The 19364-nt window shown below is 51.3% G+C and carries 13 protein-coding genes; 3 read left to right on the top strand and 10 right to left on the bottom strand.

Annotated elements, in window-relative coordinates; translation table 11 throughout:
* Window positions 1–94: 94 nt before the first annotated feature.
* On the bottom strand, window positions 95–4153 hold the full coding sequence (locus M6D81_RS20235; RefSeq protein WP_262678819.1) for a LamG-like jellyroll fold domain-containing protein: 4059 nt from the start codon (window positions 4151–4153) through the stop codon (window positions 95–97).
* A 453-nt stretch (window positions 4154–4606) separates the two neighbouring features.
* Here M6D81_RS20235 and M6D81_RS20230 point away from each other — a divergent pair, with 453 nt between their 5' ends.
* Window positions 4607–4822: an ATP-binding protein gene (locus tag M6D81_RS20230; protein WP_317259155.1), complete on the top strand. Its 216-nt coding sequence runs from the start codon at window positions 4607–4609 to the stop codon at window positions 4820–4822.
* A 38-nt stretch (window positions 4823–4860) separates the two neighbouring features.
* On the opposite strand, the gene M6D81_RS20225 is transcribed toward M6D81_RS20230, so the two are convergent.
* Genes M6D81_RS20225 through M6D81_RS20215 form a run of 3 tightly spaced genes read right to left on the bottom strand, consistent with a single transcriptional unit; the run spans window position 4861 to window position 6366 of the window.
* Window positions 4861–5004 (bottom strand): hypothetical protein, encoded by a 144-nt coding sequence (locus M6D81_RS20225; protein ID WP_262678818.1) that lies wholly within the window; start codon window positions 5002–5004, stop codon window positions 4861–4863.
* A 3-nt stretch (window positions 5005–5007) separates the two neighbouring features.
* Entirely contained in the window at window positions 5008–5994 is a 987-nt protein-coding gene (locus tag M6D81_RS20220) for a tRNA dihydrouridine synthase (RefSeq protein ID WP_262678817.1), read from the bottom strand.
* A 30-nt stretch (window positions 5995–6024) separates the two neighbouring features.
* Window positions 6025–6366: a DNA alkylation repair protein gene (locus M6D81_RS20215; protein WP_410795766.1), complete on the bottom strand. Its 342-nt coding sequence runs from the start codon at window positions 6364–6366 to the stop codon at window positions 6025–6027.
* Between the two features lie 316 nt (window positions 6367–6682).
* On the opposite strand from M6D81_RS20215, the gene M6D81_RS20210 reads away from it, so the two are divergent.
* Both M6D81_RS20210 and M6D81_RS20205 read left to right on the top strand, forming a co-directional pair.
* Window positions 6683–7867: a hypothetical protein gene (locus M6D81_RS20210; protein ID WP_262678815.1), complete on the top strand. Its 1185-nt coding sequence runs from the start codon at window positions 6683–6685 to the stop codon at window positions 7865–7867.
* Complete coding sequence (locus M6D81_RS20205) at window positions 7864–10869, top strand: DEAD/DEAH box helicase (protein WP_262678813.1); 3006 nt, start codon at window positions 7864–7866, stop codon at window positions 10867–10869. The genes M6D81_RS20210 and M6D81_RS20205 overlap by 4 nt, the downstream gene beginning before the upstream one ends.
* A gap of 89 nt (window positions 10870–10958) precedes the next feature.
* Here M6D81_RS20205 and M6D81_RS20200 read toward each other — a convergent pair whose 3' ends face one another.
* The 6 genes from M6D81_RS20200 to M6D81_RS20175 form a co-directional block, all read right to left on the bottom strand.
* Window positions 10959–12701 (bottom strand): ABC-F family ATP-binding cassette domain-containing protein, encoded by a 1743-nt coding sequence (locus tag M6D81_RS20200; RefSeq protein WP_262678812.1) that lies wholly within the window; start codon window positions 12699–12701, stop codon window positions 10959–10961.
* 130 nt (window positions 12702–12831) lie between these two features.
* Window positions 12832–13269, bottom strand: coding sequence for a response regulator (locus M6D81_RS20195; protein WP_262678811.1), 438 nt, complete (start codon window positions 13267–13269; stop codon window positions 12832–12834).
* Between the two features lie 7 nt (window positions 13270–13276).
* Window positions 13277–13636, bottom strand: coding sequence for a sensor histidine kinase (locus M6D81_RS20190; RefSeq protein WP_262678810.1), 360 nt, complete (start codon window positions 13634–13636; stop codon window positions 13277–13279).
* An 89-nt stretch (window positions 13637–13725) separates the two neighbouring features.
* Window positions 13726–16338, bottom strand: a complete 2613-nt coding sequence (locus M6D81_RS20185) for a DUF4091 domain-containing protein (protein WP_262678809.1) — start codon at window positions 16336–16338, stop codon at window positions 13726–13728.
* A 38-nt stretch (window positions 16339–16376) separates the two neighbouring features.
* A complete protein-coding gene (locus M6D81_RS20180; protein WP_262678807.1) occupies window positions 16377–17717 on the bottom strand; it encodes an ABC transporter substrate-binding protein in 1341 nt (446 codons plus the stop codon).
* 129 nt (window positions 17718–17846) lie between these two features.
* Window positions 17847–19364: a response regulator gene (locus M6D81_RS20175; RefSeq protein ID WP_262678806.1), complete on the bottom strand. Its 1518-nt coding sequence runs from the start codon at window positions 19362–19364 to the stop codon at window positions 17847–17849.

The raw sequence follows: 19364 nt of genomic DNA, 5'->3' as shown, positions 1-19364 counted from the left end.
CTAAACAGGCACTTGGTTTTGACTGCATTTGTATAGGAAACTCATCACAAAGCAGCGTCAGGCTCGAACCCGTTCCAAAGCCTTACACAGCGTCTTACAAATCTGCCAGATCGTTAGCCAGCAGCTTGCCCCCAATTCCCGTGTTGACGACGGTTGCGACGAAGTCTACTCCGGCAAGTGCTAAAGCGCCTTTAGAACCGGTGAGTCGCAGGGGACACAACAAATTGGGGAGCCAGGACACCGTCTCATTTGCGATCTCCAAACCGGGTTTATCTTTGTTGGGAAGAGCCACCAGATAACGTATGGCCAGCCCCGCATCAACGATGGAGAGCACCCAGAAAAACCCGGTAATGGCTTGATCTCTTCGCTTCATTCGCTGCATGTTTTTGGGATCCATAGCTGAGCCGAAGGATACAAACAGTGAATCCAATATCAAAACAGCCCCCCGATAGTAGTGCAAAATACGCTCGGAGCGCGCTAGCTCACTATTATCTTTGTCAGCCTCAGTAGGCGCGGGGATATCACTAGAGATAAAGTTGGCCTGCCAACTAAATATGCTGAGCAGCATGCTCACGGCTTCCATCCCGAAGCTACCGCTTTTTTCAAGTGAATCATCGGCCTTTTCAGCGACGGCATCTAATCCAGTAGTGATGAAACCGTTAATAGCATCTGCTACCAGAACAACAATCCCCCATGAGCGAATCTCGCTTTCGCGCGACGGATCGGGATCATTCTCGGGATCAGGAACGTTCCCGGCATCATCAGACAGTCGCTTGACAGTTGACTTATCTAATTCCGTTGCTTCCAATCCTGCTGCTACTTGACCCGAGAAATCAGGCGTTAACATACCCTTAAACGGTCGTTGGTTAAAGGCAAGCTTGGATACGATGGTGACCGGAATCGCAAGCAGCAAGCCCGATAGATTGAGCAGCGTCAGCTTTCCAGCGCCGATCCGCTCGAACAGCTTCGAAATAAAAGGAATCTTAATCTCGCGGGTAAGCAAATCTTGAAAGAGATTAACCATTTCCTTAACAACATCCAGAAAGCCAAGTGCCATATCCTCGACCAGATCCAAAGCCTGGATGACGACATCTCTGACGGCTTGAATCATAACGGCCAGTGCCTGCTGCGGCTTGAGAGGATTTGCAATGATTTCCTCTATGATGTCCTTCACTCCTTCAAATGCCCGCAGCAGAATGTCCTCTTTGTCTACAGCGCCTTGAGCGAAGGTCGAGAAGTATTGGTCTAACGGTGAACCTCCGCCCTTATTCATCCCCATAGCCGGTACCGGGCTGGCGCCTGGTTGTCGAGAGTTGCCAAGCAGCTTGAAGAGAAACCACTCGGCAGCTTCTGGAAGCTCAAACTGAGAAGATCGTGCCTCTGAAGAATTGCCACCCAGTGTCCGGACCAGGATGTTCATATTTTCTTCCACGGTATGTTGCAAGTTGTCCACGAAGTCTGAGACGGGCTTTTTCGCATCTTCGGCCAGTTGGACGGCGAAATCAAAGCTTGCGTTCACGGAGCTTACCAGATACCTATGTGTATTCAGAATATCGCCCCAGTTGAACAGGAACTGTAAGAACTCAATGAATTGTTTGATGCCCTTAACGACCTTTTCGACAATCGCCTCAACAAACTCCGCAACCTTTTGAGCCGTATCAACTATAAATTCAATCAGGCCCTCAGCGGTCTGGACAATGAGGTGAAAGCCTTTTTTGGCAGCCCCAATCACAACAGACACGGCTTTTTTGACCGCATCTTTGATCCGTGAAAATAAGCGTCTGCGGGAGCGTACAAGAGCTTGATCTTGAGTCGTTGCCTGATTTTTAGCAGCCTGACCCAGCAACCGTGTAAACTCATCCGGGCTGATCTCTTCTTCGCTGATACGAGATGCAGCTAAGGACGAGCCGGAAGTTAATGCTCTCGCAGTATTCGACTTATTATTGTTACCGTCAGCCTCAAACTTGAGCATCCATGGATTGCTGATGGCATCACTGGAAACAACCCGGTTGGCCGACCGAATGCCGCTGTTCCCGCTTCTAATGCTGAGAGGCGCCTCGTCGACATAGGTTACATTAGCAAGCACCTTCTTGATCGTGCTTTGCACGCTGGAAACATCTGCCTTGCTATGCACCTGACGATCAACAATGAGGTCGCCATTAGCATCCGTCGCATTCCACAGCGCATCGTCTTCCAGCTCAGCAAGCTGCCGATGAACCTCTCGATTCGGGAAAATGACAACCCGCTCATTTTCGGCCATCGCGCTGGTGCGGATCTTTAATCCGGGGGTGTCGAGGCCCTCGGCTTCGGAGGTAATCATAATGCGATCCATTTCATTAGGCTTCAGCGTTACAAATCGTTCCTCGTCTATCACATAGGTGGTTCCCTCTACTTCAATTTGAATCAGATCGGTTGCTGAAATTTCCACCTCGCCAGCGCCAGGTGAAAACTTGAGCATCGTTCGATAGGCCGAAAACTCCTCAAGCTCGTCGCCCGCCATTCTATAGTCCTGGCTTAACTTGGATGTATATGAGGTCAACACAGTCTCGGGTGCGATAGTTCTAAAGATTTTGACAGCGGAGATCACATCATTCCCGATTTGCGATTCCTTGAGGTCTTGAACGTGTTCGACGATATCCTCCATTTCCTTCTCTCTATTGGCTTCCTTGACTTTAAAGTCTTCATTGACAAATAAGGTCACGCCCGTATCTGGTCCCAATCGAATGGACGACGCTTGATTATCCAGACCCGGAAAGTCTTGAAAGCTCGTAAAGCTGCCTGGAAGATTGGTTGCACCGTCAGACAATATCCACGTTTTCCCTCTATAGGCCCGGTGCTCATAGAAGGCAGCTTCCCCTGCCGACAGGGTTCCGACTTGCCCTTCATGATCAGCCATTTTGACGACATTGGCGAACAATGAGCGCTCTTCTTGCTGCTCGGTCCAGCTGAACGTGTTGTCTGCGCTCAGTCTCAGCCACTTATTATGCGCCTCATTGACAATAAAGAACTGCGCATGATCCTTGTCCGAATAATCAACAAAGAGCAAAGCGGGCTCTGCCCCCGGCGTTATGACAAAATCCGCGTTTTCCTCGTCGGAGCCCGGAATGAGTTGAGGCTTATCATTCCGAGGATTGAAGTGAAAGCGTAATAGCTCGCTTACGGATTGACGGGGCGCTGTCGTGAGGGAGGATTGCCCCAGGCTCAAGTACTGGCCGTTCGGCGCTTTGATGATCCACTTCCCTGTAAAAGGCTGCCCTGCTGCCGACCAAATACGGATCGATCTTGGGAAGTCGGCCAGCTTCGAGAATCTGATTTCCGTGAGGTCGGCGTATAGCTTTTGGGCCACTCCGCCAAAACTGGCTTGTTTATAAAGTGTGGCACCTGTATTAGGACCAAGCCTTAACCTTTGAAAATTTGGCGATAAGCGAGTCAAATCTTCTGCATCATGCGAGAGAATAACGGCTGCATCATCAACCGCGACCAGCTCGATTTCACCTGCACGCAAACGCCGGTTCACCGGCGTCACCAAGCTTTGCACCTGTGCGGCACCCAGAGCGGTGTGGTAGATGCGAAGGTCCTCGTATTGCGCGACCGCGGCGCCCCTCTTCCAATCGCCCAACCTCAGATCCTTTCCGTTGTTAATATTGGCAACACCTGATGTTGATACGCCTTCCGCCGCTAGCTCCCCATCGATGTATATCTTTAGTGTTTGCCCTTCTCTCACAACGGCTATATGATGCCATTTTTTTTGCTGGAGCACTTGAAGGTCGTTAGTTTTAGCAATTGCGTAATTTTTCGCTTTGTTATCTTCATCGACTTCAAACAGTATTTTTGCTTTTTGCTGCCTCAGCGAGAACCAATTACCATGCCCGCTCACCGATCGATTGCCGATGATGTCGAGATCATCCTCGCCATGGCGGTCCATATATTTCATGCCAAAAGCAACTGTAAAATCGTCAATCCCGAACTGACCGACCACGTTTCCAAAATTAATAAGCGACTCGTTGCCGCGTATGGTGATGGCCTGCCCTATGCGGCCATGTCCCTCCCGTGAGACGCGTTGAACATTTCCTTTGATCCCGTTTATCCGGTCTGTCACTACAGACCCATCTCTTTCGTCAAATTGCCAGTGATAAGCAGGCTGATTGATCATAAGTCCCCTCCTTGGGTTTTCAATTATTTAACCGGAGCTGGAAGCTTCACGGTTAAGGTTTGAGCTTCCCACTCGACCCAATACCCTATTGCTTTCGCTGCTTCCACGGAATGAACAAATCCTTTTAACCTACCCGCATCGCTCCAAATGAGCTTTACATTTTGCAACCACCTCTCGGTTAAACTCGTTTTCATGCATAAACGATCACTCTCCCTTCAACGGCTTAAACTGAATTGGGGACCAGGATTGGCGGCTCCTCATCATCCAGTTTAATCCATAAATGTCGAGATCTTATGCAGATCTTCCTCTTTTTGCGAGGACATTTTCAAGCGCCTTTTCATTCAAGGTATAATTCGGGGTACAGACTAACTTGAAAAAGATATGATTGGGATGGAAGCGAAATTGCTGCTAGTGGAGGACGAACCGTTCATGCTAGAGGAGATGTAAACCAATCTGCAACGGGAAGGGATTCGGGTACTGAGTGCCTGTACCGGCAAGGAAGCGCTCGCCATTGCCAGGTCTAATCGACCTGATCTTTCGCGACATACAAGCGGATCCGGGCTGGGATTATCGATTGCGCATCAATTTGTAAAAGCACACGGCGGGTTCATCCGCGTGACCAGCGAGCCTGGACAACGGACGACCTTTTCCGTTTATTTTCCTATGTAGCTCCTACATTGAAAGGTCTCAGGAGCCCTAATATTTCGCTATTTTACACGCCCACAAACAAACCCCAGTTTATAGACAACAAATTTTTCGCTGTCACTTATGGTACGGTTCGGCGTATCATCTGTAGAGCGAAATTGAAAGGCACCCAGCGTGAGTGCCTTTTCTGATTGCAGATCATCCAACTGTTACGCCTCTTCCTCCACCGCACCCTGATGTTGGCTTACAAAGTCATCAAGCATTGCGCGTACTTCACTTGTTGATTTTGTATTCATTAAGTTGTTTCTTAATTCACTTGCCCCACGAAATCCGCGGACATAGATTTTAAAGAAACGAGGTATGTGCTTGAATGGCCGCGGTTCCAGCGCTGAATAATGATCATGTAGATCCAGATGCAGGCGCAGCAGGCCGAGCAGCTCCTCACTGCTATGATCCCTAGGCTTCTTCTCAAAGGCAAATGGATTATTGAAAATACCGCGTCCAATCATAATGCCATCTACACCATATTGCTCTGCAAGCTTTAAGCCCGTTTGACGGTCAGGAATATCTCCGTTAATGGTCAACAGCGTATTCGGTGCTACCTCATCACGAAGCTTCTTGATGTCCGGGATTAGCTCCCAATGAGCGTCTACTTTACTCATTTCCGCTCTTGTCCGTAGATGGATCGACAGATTAGCAATATCTTGTTTCAAAATATGGGTTAACCACTCGCGCCATTCGTCTATAGCATGGAAACCAAGCCTCGTTTTCACGCTTACGGGAAGTCCTCCGGCTTTGGATGCTTGAATAATAGCTGCCGCAGCTTCAGGACGGCAGATCAGGCCGCTTCCTTGGCCATTCTCTGCTACATTGGCTACCGGACAACCCATATTGATATCGATTCCCTTAAAGCCTTGCTTCGCCATGCCGATACTCATCTGACGAAAGTATTCGGGCTTATCTCCCCATATATGTGCGACAATTGGCTGTTCATCCTCTGTAAACGTCAGACGTCCGCGCACACTTTGGTGGCCGTCAGGGTGGCAATAGCTCTCCGTGTTCGTAAACTCAGTAAAGAAAACATCCGGCCTTGCCGCTTCACTCACGACATGACGAAAAACAACATCCGTCACATCCTCCATAGGGGCCAGCACAAAAAATGGTCTCGGCAATTCACTCCAAAAATTATGATTCATATCAAAAACCTCTCTATCGTTATCGGGGTACTACTGATTATTTCGTTTGTTAACTTCGATCGCAATGAACTCCGGCAAATAATCGGGGGTACAGCCCTTTGAAACCATTTGACCTTTATAAAGCCCCGTTCTCTCACCAAGTTCAACACAACGTGCTCGATTCTGTTGATCATAAACGCCAATCCAGCCTGCTAAGAAATTCATAGCCCACTGAACTTCCGGTTCTTCCTTCGTAATTTTAATTTCGATTGCAGATAGTAAGTCTGCGTTGTTATCAGGCGGTGTTTGCCCCATCCATCTCAATCTCGCTTTATAATACCAGAAAACTCTCCTTTGAAGAGCAGAAGGACTATTCTCCCATAACTCCATCAATGCAATCGTCTTCTTGTAATATCCTTCGCGATTTTTCGTAAGTCGCCTAGCTTAGTGTGACTATTGATCTGTGATAGAATGGTTTCTATTTTGTTCTTATTCATTGGACACAACTCCTTTATAAAAGCATTGTATCTCCGTGGCGTAGCGATTTCCTAACATTCAGATCTTATACTTTTGATTATCAAATCGCAATCATCATCCTATGCCTGTTCAATCAACGGCCGCTCAGCTGTATGCCGCTCTGACCATTTTTCGTTATAATGAAGGAACGAATTCACGAGCGGTATAGCTCAAGAAAGGAATACCTTCCATCATGACGACAATGAACTCCAATACACCGAGCGGACTGAGCGTTGACCATCTGCAGGAGCTGATCGAAGGCTGCGCCCGGAAAGCGGTGAGCACCCCCTACGAAAAAAATTATAGCACCGAGGTTCGCTCCATAGTGCGCCCTTTCATGTCGGAGTTGTCACCCGAGGAGACCTGGCTGTTTGAACTGAACGTCGGGCTGTTCTTGCTCCGCAAGCAATCGACAGGCCGCCATTTAGGCTACTTCGCCCAGCTGGCAACATCCGAGACGTTACATACAATCGAAAGTCAATTCCATAACGAGCTGCCTCCGGAGATCGCGATCAAGCAACAGGATCGGCTGTTGGAGACGGCTACCTATATTCGTAAAACAGCGATTGAGCAAGTAGAGTATCCGCCCGCCTATTTGGATATTTACGTCGAGCTCTGGATTTGCTTATTATCGCCCCTAGCGGCAGATCATCGTCTCATCAAGGAGGAGTTGTCGCATCTGACAGAAGCGCAGAGCAAGGGAAATGAGCGCTTCCCGCTCGTCGCCCTCGCCTGGATGCGCTTCTGGCTAGGGGAGGATCAAGAGGCTTGGCGCCTGCTGAAAGCTGCAGCGCGGCATGGGCTGGTGCCAGGGCAGTTATTTCGCTTTCTGCGGCTGATGGAGAAGGATGGCGAATGGACCAGGCTTGAAACCTGGCTCATCCATTGCGCGAACGAGCAGGTCGGACGCGGCCCCGGCAGTCTTGATGAATATGGCCGCTACTGGGATGCTGTAACCAGGCAACATCCGGAGGCAGAGGAACGAATGTGGAGCGCGCTCGCGAGCCTGCCTTCCTACTGCAGCAGCCTGTACGAGGAGAAGCTGATGCAATACGGTCGTTGGCGGCAGTGGATCGATTACCAGCTTAGCCTCGGCAGCGATCCTCTCAACTTTCTAGCGAGGGATCTGCAGCCCATCGAGAAGGAGGCACCAGAAGCGCTGCTGCCCTTCTACCACCAAGGCGTAGAGAGATACGTGTTATCCAAACAGCGCGACGGCTACAAGAGATCGGTTAAGCTGCTCAAACGGCTAGCCAAGCTGTACAAGAAGCTAAAGCGTGAGCAGCGCTGGGAAGCGTACATTGGGGCTTTCGCCAGCCGGAATAGCCGGTTGCGAGCCCTCCAGGAAGAGCTGAGGAAGGGAGGGCTCATTCCATGACGACCACTACGTATAACCTGGATACAATAGCGGTTCGTATGGTGCTCACTTCGCATGGCGACGCGTTGTTCTTCTCGGACCCGGATTCGCTGCAGGAGTGGACCGGACTTGGGCTTAAGCATCGCCTGTTCGCTTGGCACGAGCCGTCCTTCTATGGCACCGAGCTGGCGCTCGTCAAAGTCGGGGAGCTCGAAGCCGTCGTGCTGCCCGCCGAAGAGGTCATAACCTACTTCGCCTCGGGGCCGCTCCTAGCTCATATGAAGTGGCAGTGGGAAGGCGATGCTGCGCATCTAGCCGCATTGGCTCCGCTCTTGGACGAGTGCCTGGAGAAAGGGATGTACGCGCCCGACCTGGCGGCTTACCGCAAAGGCTCTCTGAACTGGAGCTGGGATGTGACGGCGGTCTGCGCGACCTTCGGACAAGCGCGCCTCGACGAGCTCGACCTCAAGCGCGGCAACTGGAGCGATGAGGGGCGCGACGGGCTACTGGCGGCCTTCTCGGCGGCCGTAACGAGCCGCTTCTACGGTACGGAGTCGGACGAGGTCGAGCTGCGCCGTGAATTCCCGGCTCTATTCACGCGCGAGAACGCGGCGGCTGCTACAGCAGGACTCGACGACGAGAGTTGGCTTGTGCAAATCGGCTGGAAAGCGGATGTCGCGCCGTTCCGCCCGCTGCTGCAGCTCATCGAGCCGTGGGAAGGCGACGAGCATTCCCGCTGGCGGCTGCGGCTCGTGCTGCAGGACAAGAGCGATCCGGCTAAGCTCCGCAGAGTGCGGCTCGGAGACGACGGCTCGGCGGCAGGCAAGTGGCCGGACGCATGGGCGGACGCCATTCGCAGCCGCTCAGAGGGCTGGCTAGAGCGGCTGCGCGCCAGCCTGCCGCACGACCTTCTGTCGCGCGGCGAGGATGTGCTCGGCAAGCCACTTGACGACGAGGCGGCCTGGCGGTTCCTGAACGAGGACAGCCGCCGGCTGCTCGACTCCGGCTGGCGGGTCTTGCTGCCCGCATGGTGGGAAGCCGCCAGCCGCAAGAAACCACGATTGCGCGCTGCGGTACAGTCGGAGGACGAATCCAAGAAACGCGGCGGCGGCAAGTCCTTATTCGGGCTGGACGCGATTATGAACTTCAACTGGCGCATCTCCATCGGCGACGCCGACCTGAACGAGGAGGAGTTCGACGAACTGCTCGCGCGAGGTGAGCGGCTTGTGAAGTTCCGGGACCGCTGGATCGTGCTCGACCCGGCGCTAATCTCACAGATCCGCCGCATGATGGAAGGCATGGACAAGAGCCAGGGATTGAGCTTCCAGGATGTGCTGCAATTGCATTTGCTCACGCAGGGCGATAGTGACGGCGGCGCGAATGACGGGACGACGGACGCCAGCACGGTGGCATTCGGGGGAGATGCCGCCCGCGTTAAGCTAGAGGTCGAGCTGAACGCGCATTTGACTGGGCTGTTCGCCAAGATCAATCAGCAGAGCGAATGGCCTCGGCTCGATCCGCCGGCCGGTCTGCGTGCCGAGCTGCGCAGCTACCAGCAGGATGGGTTCGCTTGGCTGGCTTTTCTCCGCCGCTTCGGGCTCGGAGCCGTTCTCGCCGACGACATGGGCCTTGGCAAGACGGTCCAGTTGATTACCTACCTGTTGCACGCCAAGGAGCAGGCCGATGAAGGCATGCGGCTCCCTTCGCTAATCGTCTGCCCCACGTCGGTGCTCGGCAACTGGCAGAAGGAGATATCCCGCTTCGCCCCGTCGCTGCGGGTGGCCATACATTACGGCTCCGGGCGAAAGAGCGGCGACGCGTTCCGGAACGAGGCTCGCAGCGTTGACGTCGTGCTCACCTCATTCGCTACCGCCTCGCTCGACCAAGAGACGCTCGCAGCGTTCCAATGGGGCGCCGTCTGTCTGGACGAAGCACAGAATATCAAAAACGCCGGGACCAGGCAGGCCGCGGCGGTCAAGAGCTTCCCCGCGCTCCACCGCATTGCGCTCACGGGGACGCCGATCGAGAATCGGCTGGCGGAGCTATGGTCGATCTACGATTTCACCGTGCCCACCTACCTCGGGTCCGCCAAGGCGTTCCAGGTCCGCTTCGCGGGCCCGATTGAGCGCGAACAGGACGGGCGTCGCACAGCGGAGCTAAAGCGGCTAGTGAAGCCGTTCATGCTGCGGCGCAAGAAGAAGGATCCCGCCATCCAGCTCGATCTGCCGGACAAGAACGAGATGAAGACGTATGTTCCGCTTACCTCCGAGCAGGCTGCCCTGTACGATAATTGCGTCAAGGAGCTGCTAGAGAAACTGAAGAAGCTCGACGGCATCCAACGCAAAGGTGCGATTCTCGGTGCGCTGACGCAGCTCAAGCAGGCATGCAACCATCCGGCACTGCTAGACGAGGATACAGGAACGGATCCTGAGGATGGCCCTCTACAGACGGAGGCGATCATCGCCCGATCTTCCAAGCTCGAGAGGCTGCTGGCGATGGTCAAGGAGCTCCGCGAGGCGGACGAGCGCTGCCTTATCTTTACGCAATACATTGGCATGGGCCAGATGATTCAAGATGTACTGCAGCGCGAACTGGGCGAACCCGTGCTGTACCTGAACGGCAGCACACCGAAGGTGCAGCGAGATCGGATGGTCGAACGGTTCCAGTCGCGCGACCTTCCGTCGTCCGAGCAGCCGAATGTGTTCATCCTCTCCCTCAAGGCGGGAGGCGTCGGGCTGAACTTGACTGCGGCGAATCATGTCTTCCACTTCGATCGCTGGTGGAACCCGGCCGTTGAGAACCAAGCGACCGACCGAGCTTACAGAATGGGCCAGACGCGCGACGTGCAGGTGCATAAATTCATCTCACTTGGCACCCTGGAGGAACGCATTGACGAGATGCTTGAGAACAAGCAGCTGCTAAGCGACAACGTGATTACCAGCTCAGAGGGCTGGATAACCGAGCTGTCGACAGATGCGCTGAGGGAGATGTTTTCGCTTCGTCGGGACTGGTCGCGTGATTAAGCGGGAATCGTACCGAAGATTCGGGTTATCTCTATACTTTGGGTAAATTTAAAGGGGGCGTCCTTTTACAGGATACCCCCTTTCGTTAGTTAAAGCAGCTTAATCAGCGCTTCCAGCTCGTCAACTAATTCTTTTGCAAGTTCAAAATTAGTATCCTTTAAAGCCAGTTCTATTTTCATTTCAACTGCTTTTTTACTTTGTTCCGCTGCTAAATAGTCTTGGTCAAAGTGGCTAGCATAAATCATCTCTCTAAATTCTTGCATGCACATTTTTCTGATCTTCTTATCTTCAATAATCAAGACATAGTCCATTCCATTCACAACGGAATAGAAATCATGAGAGATCATGACAATCGCGCCTTTATAGTCTTCGATGGCTTTCTCCAGCGCAACTTGTGCGTAGGTGTCTAGATGACTTGTCGGTTCATCGAGAAGTAAGACGTTTGCTTGACTGGCAGCAACTTTAGCCAATTGAAGCAAGTTTTTTTCTCCGCCAGAGAATGCGGCTATCCTTTGATTAACGATCTCGCCCTCAAAGCCGTAATGAGTGAGATACGATCTAACCTCATCGTAAGTGTTAAATCCAGCATCGATGAATTCTTCTAATAAAGTATTAGAATCATTCAGCATTTCGCCTTGAAGCTGTGATAAATAAGCCACTTTAGCATTGGCATTGATTTCAATCGAATCATGATTGTTGTAAAAGATTTGCCTTAGTAAAGTCGTTTTCCCGGTACCGTTCGGACCGATAATGGCGACTTTGTCGGTAGCTTTGATCTCAAAGCTAACATCATCTAGAAGCTGCTCGTCGAAGCCGACACTATAATGACTAACCTGTATGACCGTAGTATCTTCTTCCATTTCATTATGGATACCGAAACGGATCGTCGGCTGCTTAATAGCAACGAATGGCGCCTTAATTCGACGTGCTTCCAATCTTTCTTGAAAATGAACCCTAGCTCTTAACGCTCTTCCTTTAGAGGCATCTGCGTTATTAGTCGCAATTACTCTTAGATTAGTGATGATCTCCTCGTTGCGCTCAATTTCTTCTTGCTCAGCGACTGCGATTTCTTGCAACTCAACCTTCGTCTGCAGCAATGAGAAATTATAATCTATATATCGTCCATCAAACTCTTGAATCTCCATGTTTTCCAGGTGAATCATTTTGTTAAAACAATGATTCAATAAATATCGGTTGTGCGTAACCACTAGCAGCATGCCTTTGTGAGCGTTAATCAGGTTTTTTAGCGCATTTAGATTTTCAAAGTCCAAAAACACATCCGGTTCGTCCATGATCATCAAATCCGGGCTATTAAGCATTACATTCATGACTTGAATGAGCTTGAATTCCCCGCCACTTAGATCGGAGACCCTTGCTTCTTTGTGCTTCATGAGGTTGGCTAGATTTAGTTTCTTATTGATGTTACTTTCGAAATCTTCCCCGCCCATTCCATCAAAAGTATCTAAAGCTAATTGATACTTTTCGAGTAACGGCTCGATGTCCAATGAGGTTTCCATTTCCGTACAAATCGATTGAATCTCATTCTGTACCTTAATGAATTTTTCACCGATATATTCAAAAACAGTTGTATCATTCGTTCTGTCTAGCTGAGCGAACTGACTTACATACCCGATTGTGCAGTCAGGATCTATCTCTAACTTCCCTTCGAACAAATGTCTTTCTGGATCCATCAGTATATCGATCAATGTGCTTTTACCACTGCCGCTTGTTCCTATAAAAGCGCAATGTTGTCCCTCTTCGATCGTAAATGAAACGTTTGTATATAATTCTTTCTGCGGAAAAGAGAAGGATAAGTTTTCAACTTTTATCATCGTGTTCCCTTTCTTATTGAGAGCTTAGATTATAGGTTTACCGCTGCTAGCGTAACACTGTTTACAACCAATCTCAATCGGATTTGTATCCCATCCCTTTGGGGAAGGCCAAAAAAGAGCCTGCAAATAATCACAGACTCTCACTTATATAAGCTCTTTTTCGTGAATGACGAACCAAAAATATTTCATATTGACGGACTGCGCGTAGAAATCCAGTGTCAGACCCGGTAACTCCAGCAGTTGTTCCCTTCTGCCCGTCGACACTCTGCGAAGCGTCGCCGCCATAAGATAATGCGCTGATTTTCACCTCGTCTTCCTCACGGCTGCTCAGAAACACGATCGGCGCATTCGTGTAGCTGCGTGCGTTCATGCACCAATCAATGCCGTTTTCATTAGCTAGCAGGACATCCAGTACAATCAAATCCGGCTCGAAAGACGCAAGCAGCTTCATGGCTTCAGTCCCGTTATGGCTGCAGGAGGATAGGAAGCCTTCCCTCTCGCAATACACCTGAACAATCTCGCATATATGGGGATCGTCATCGACGATCATAATTTTGTATGTACCCATCACGTCGTCACCTTCCTTCATTCACCATACAAGGAAGCGATACATAGAAGATCGCCCCCGTCTTGCCGTCGCTCTCCGCTCGAACCATCCCTCCATGCGCTTGTACAATTTCCCTGCAAATCGTGAGCCCGAGCCCGCTGCCCTCTACACCCGTCTCCACGCCCGGTCGATCAACCTTGTAATTGCGATCGAAGATCTGCTCGAGCTGATCTGGAGGAATACCCATACCAGAATCTTGTACGCTAATTATCGCATAACGGGTATCATTCACCTCGCCACAGCTAGCGCAAGATGCAGCTTTCTTCGGTACGGACAGGTTGCTGAGGTGATAAGCAGACGATGCCCCTTCTTGTCCAATCGTCAGCACGCATCATTAACTCGGAAAATAAACAGAGGCTGCCATTAAAGTCGCAGAAAGCAACTTTAAGGCAACCCCATTAAGTTAACGATAATTGGCTACATCGGATCATTGTAAATATATATTTGACCCAGCTGCGGAGACCAATGATTGGCATTGGCCGCTTTAAACACCAGCTTCAAATAGTTCATACCGGGCGCAATGCCCGAGGCGGACTTGGTTACGCCGTGCCACCCGTAGGCGGTGCTCCACACCGGGCCGTCGCTATGCGGGACGAGCGTCCAGTTCACGTTGTCGGGAGATGCGTAGAACTCGACCAGATCGGAGGAATCCGAATAGAATGTAGCCGCAAAGCTTTGAATATTGGCTCCCTTGTACACGATATACTGATCCGTGTTTTCCAGTCTGGTCAAGCGGTTGTTATCTCCGTCCGCCATCTGCGCATTGGCGCTGTCAATCCCCCATTTATCCGACATGTCGTAAATATTGGAAAGGCTGTTCAACGGGTCAATCATATACCCATCCATGACATAGCCGTAAGTCAGGACCATTTCTCCAAGCTGTGGGAGCCATTCATGGGGATTCGTATCATGAAACACAAGTTTCAAATAATTCGTGCCCCACGGAATCTCCGAAGATGACAGCTTATAGCCGAACCATCCGTATTCCGTGTTCACAGGTTGTCCGGCTTCAACGGTTAACGGCGTCCAATTCTCGTCATCCCCGGAAACGTAAAATGATACATCGGAGCCGGAATCGGAGTAAAACTTCGCGCTAAAGCTTCTGATGTTAGGCTTGTAATAAACAATAAACTCTTCGGTGTTCTGCACGCGGGATAATCTACCCGTATCCCCCGCGGCCACCTCCGGATTGCTACTGTCTATGAGAAATCCATTCGACTTGCGATAGATTCCTTCGAAATGATCGAGCGGATCCACGAATACGTCATTGGTCAACCGATTCGTCAACGCATCCATGACATTCTTCCGCGCCAGTTTGATGGACGCAGGATCCGTATTGTACTGCGTGCCGCCGGAAATTAGCGATTCCGCGATTTGATGCGCCAGAACCGGTTCCCCGTTATTCGCAAGCATTCTCAACAGCTCCAGATCCTGAATGCCTTCCAGTTGAATTTCGCTTCGTATCGAGCTGAATAAATCATACCCGGCCTGATCCGGATAGACGAGCCAGCTGTCGCCCGGCCACGGAGCGTCCGCATCGTTCAAGACATCTCCGTTGGACCAATAATTGAAGCCCCAATGCAGGTAGCCGCCCAATCCGTTCTTGAAGGCGTACCACTGGGCCAGCAATACGTGGGCAAGCGGCGCATCCAAGTTTCTTGTCAAATATTCACCTGTAGGCATATTGCATATATAGAGCCAAACTTCATCGCCAAGCTTTTGCCTGTTCTGATAATAGCTGCGATTGGCGTCGTAAACATCCTGCTTCACCACGTATACGTCCAAATTGCCTTCGTAAACATTATTAAACAGATGATGGGCTTCGATTGTTTTTACCCCGGGCGCGAGCTGGTGAATTTTTTGGTAGAGCCAGTTATTGTCCGCATGATCTTGCTGGTCGTACGGTTCGTCCCCGCCGCTTTGATAAAAAATCGATAGCCATCCTTTCTTCAGCAAATGATCGTGTAAAGCGGGCAAGTAATGATTCAACCAGTCATTGGCCGCTGTAGATTGAGAGGGAACCCAGGCCAGCTTCGCGCTCCCATTCTCGTCTTGCAGCATTTGAACGTGATATCTCCCATCGCGCTTGCTGAAGATGCTGACGCCATGCAAATACTTCATCGCTCCGGCATCGATAAACAACTGTACCGTCCGATCAAATCGGCTCCAGTCGAACGTGTAGCTGCCATCCGCATGAATTTGCGCATCGGGCTCCAAATACGCAATCGGGTCCAGCCAAATCGTATTGTTTCGGTGCTTGGCCATATAATCGGCGAAATGTTCAAGCACCGTCCACCACTCATTCGACCATTTTGCAATTCCGTATTGCTGCTCAAGATACGTCCATGTGGTAGGATCCCAGCCCGCCGACGAAAACCAGTTATCCACTTTATAATCGGTTTCGTTCGTATCAGGAAGGATGATATCGTATACTTCAAGCGCAACGTCCACCGTATAGCTGCCTTCGTCGGCTTGCAACGTGACCTGTCCCGTATACATGCCCGCCGCCGTTAGCTTGGGTACGTATACTGAATACCAGATTGGCTGCGTCGTATGGGCAGCGAGACTAGCCAATTGACTATCATTAGTGATGCGATCGGGATACAGCATGCTGCCGTTCGGCGCCGTCAGCAATTGCTCGGATGACAATCCTTGCGTATGTTGGGACAGCTCGATGTAGTCCACGAATCGGGCGCTCACGTTGGAAGCCGCGATGACTTGGCCGTTCACACCGATCAGATCGTGAACCTGAACGTTCAGATTGCTTAATGGCACATCGGAGCGAATCGCGATTTGCGCCGCTCTGTATTCATTTTTGGCCGCGATTAGATCAATCGAGGTTTGCGGCGTCGAAGGAGGCTGCGAAGCTCGGAATACCTTCGACAACGCATCGACCGTCCATACCGATGCCTGCAGGGATAGTCCGTGAGCGATCATCCGGCCGGCTGGCGGGAACGGAACGATCATGAGCGACATAACCAACCAAACAACAGGCACTCGGATTGCGTTCTTGCGAATGAAGCTCATCATTGTGCTCACTCCCTTTCCTTAACCTGTATTAAAATCGATTATTTATTACTTGCCGCCGTCTTCCACGCTTTGTCCATGTTGGCCAGCATTTCTTTCGGCGTAATGACCTTCAGGTACACGCCTTGCGCGGAATTCATCAGCTCCGTCGTAGCGGCGCCGCCAAATGCCCAGCCCTGATCGAGGAACGGATAGCTCTTGCCGCTCGCGACCACTTCGGCGATATGCTGCAGCGACGGATTCACGTCTCCCGTTTCCCCTTTAATTGTCATGAAGGCTTGCTGGCTCTTGGCCCAAATCTTCTGGTTCTCCGTCTCGGACCAGAATGCCAAATAACGCTTGGCGGCATCGGCGGCCTTCGTGCTTTTATTGATGGCGAACGTCGTGCCCACGGCCGCCGAAGCGATAACGTCGCGGCCTTCATCGTTGGAAGGCATCGGGAACATGCCGACCTTCAAATCCGGATTGGATGACGTGATGCCGGGCAGCGACCAGTTGCCGTCAATGTACATCGCCGCTTTGCCCGTAGCGAATGCCTGCTGAGCCTGATCAAGGCTGACGCCTGTGCTCTTCTCCGTCAAATAACCCGCTTCTTCCAGGCTGAACCATTGTTCAAGCATCTTCGCCCATCCTTCCGAGAACGTTGCCGTTCCCGCATTCAGCTGCGCGTCGAAATCCTCTTGCCCGGCATATACGGATCCCGGCGCCATCGTGAACAGGGCGGCCAGCGTCATCCATCCGTCGTTGTTGCCGATTGATATTGGCAATTGACCGGACTGCTTGATTTTCTCCGCCGCTTCTACGAACTGACTCCAATTCTGCGGAATGTCGATGGACAAATCGTCAAAAATTTGCTGATTGTAATAGACGCCCAATACGTTCATATCGTTAGGAATTGCGTACACTTGTCCCTCATGCGAGACGGACTTAAGCGACGCCTCCGTAAAGCTGCCGATCCACGACTCGCCGGACAGGTCCATCAAATAGCCTGCGTTTCCGTAAGCAATGACATCCGACAGACCGGGATGGATCATGATGACGTCCGATGCATCGTTTGCGGCGAATCTGGCTTTCAGGAAATCTCTGAATTGCCCGCCGGGCATTCCTTCGTAAACGATTTTGATATCCGGATTTTCCTTCATGAACTTTTCGTTCAATTCGGGAATGGCGCCCAGCTCGGCTCCCGATTTGTATCCGGCAACCTTCAGGGTAACCGGCTCGGCCGGCTTGCTTGCTTCCGGCTTCTGCCCCGCTGCGGAATTGGTTCCGCTTTCATTGGAAGGCTCACCGTTTCCGCCTCCCGTATTTCCCCCTCCGCAAGCCGTTACGAACAGCAGCAAAGACAATACCAACGCAATCCAACCCAATTTTCTCTGTCTCATCGTTATTCCTCCTAGCATTCTGTGTCAAGGATCAAGAAATCCTTTCTTTCTAATCGTAATGGACGGGAAAGACATTGATAATGACGCAAATTCATGGTTTATTCCTTTTTTTTCGGTACTTCATCGCGATTACTGCGCCCGTTCCCGATAGCTCATCGGCGTTAACCGAAATCTCTTGCGGAACAAGGTGCTGAAATACTTGGGGCTGGTATATCCGACGGCGGCCGCAATCTCGTACATCTTTTTATCGGTTTCTCGAAGAATCTTGCGCGCTTCCTCCATCCTGACTTCCGTCACATAGTCGATAAACCGTTGGCCAGTTGTTTCTTTAAACAATTCGCTCAAGTAGGACGGATGCAAATAAACTCGTTGAGCCAACGTCTCCAGGTTCAAGTCCGGATCCGCATACTCTTCTCTGATCATTTGCTGTACCTGTACGATCACTTTGCGGTAATTCCGCTCCTGCACGTCATCGAAGCAAAGCCCGTCTACAAATTTCGCAATTTCGCCGAGCATAACCGGCGGCGTTAACGATAGCGGCAGCCGCTGGGCAAGCTTCAGCCCCTGCTCCAGCAAACTGGAGCCGAGCTTGGATGGAATGACGCTTAATGCCGGTCCCGACAGAAAGGCGAGAAACTGAAAGCATAAGAGGGTGGTTCGGCCTGGATAACGCTCCGATGCTTGCAGAAGCTCCCGTTTCCAATCCTGCAGCAATTGAAGCGTCTCTTCCGAATCGTTCGTTTCGATCGCGAGAGTCAGCTTCTTGACCCAGTCATGCTGAGGCGCGGGCGTAGCCGGGAGGCCGTTCTCCCGTTCATACATGCCGTTCACCGCCTGATTATAAGCGTCCCGCAACCCTTCCAATTGCCGGAAAGAGTCTGAACAGCCGAATGCGCGAATACGCGGGAATGGAGAGCTCTCCCGACAGCCTTTGCCAAGCTCCTGCAAATATCCTTTCCATTCCTGCGATGACGGCAAGCCGTCTCCGCGCAAGACAAATAACGCGCATGATTCCGCGACGATCGTACCGATCGCCTGATCAATCTTTCTCGAAAATGCCTTCAATTCCTTTGCAACCCATTCGATATGGATGCGATCCAATCCATTGGTTCCATGCTCCCAGAATAAAACCAGCACGCCGTATTCCGTGGCATCCGCCTTCCCTTGCATTTGCTTCCAGGCGGTCTTCAGCTCGCAAAACCGATGCTCGCTATCCGTCATCATCCATTCCAGCAGCAGCTTTTCCAAACGTACCGTCGTCTGTCTCTCTCTCTCCGCCATTACGGCCTCGATTTTTCGCACCGATTGCACCAGTTCATCCCTCTGTACGGGCTTGAGCAAATAATCGGATACGCCTTGGCGCATAGCGGATTGCAAATATGTAAATTTCTCATGACCGGTCAAAATAATCTTGTAAAGCTCGGGCTGTAAGCGCTCGAGCTCCCCAGCCAGCGTCAAGCCGTCCATTCCCGGCATATTAATGTCAATAATCGCCAAGTCCGGGCGGGTCTTCTCCAATCCAGCCAACGCCGATGCGGCATCCTCGCAGCTGAGTGCCACCTCCCATTCCGGCAGCAGCCTTCCGATTAATGAGGCAAGTCCGATACGAATCGTTTCTTCGTCGTCCACGATCATTAATTTGGGCAT

This window comes from Paenibacillus sp. J5C2022, from assembly GCF_025567625.1.
Classification (GTDB): domain Bacteria; phylum Bacillota; class Bacilli; order Paenibacillales; family Paenibacillaceae; genus Pristimantibacillus.
Note: the sequence above shows the minus strand (reverse complement) of the source record. Positions and strands in the feature narration are given on the sequence as shown.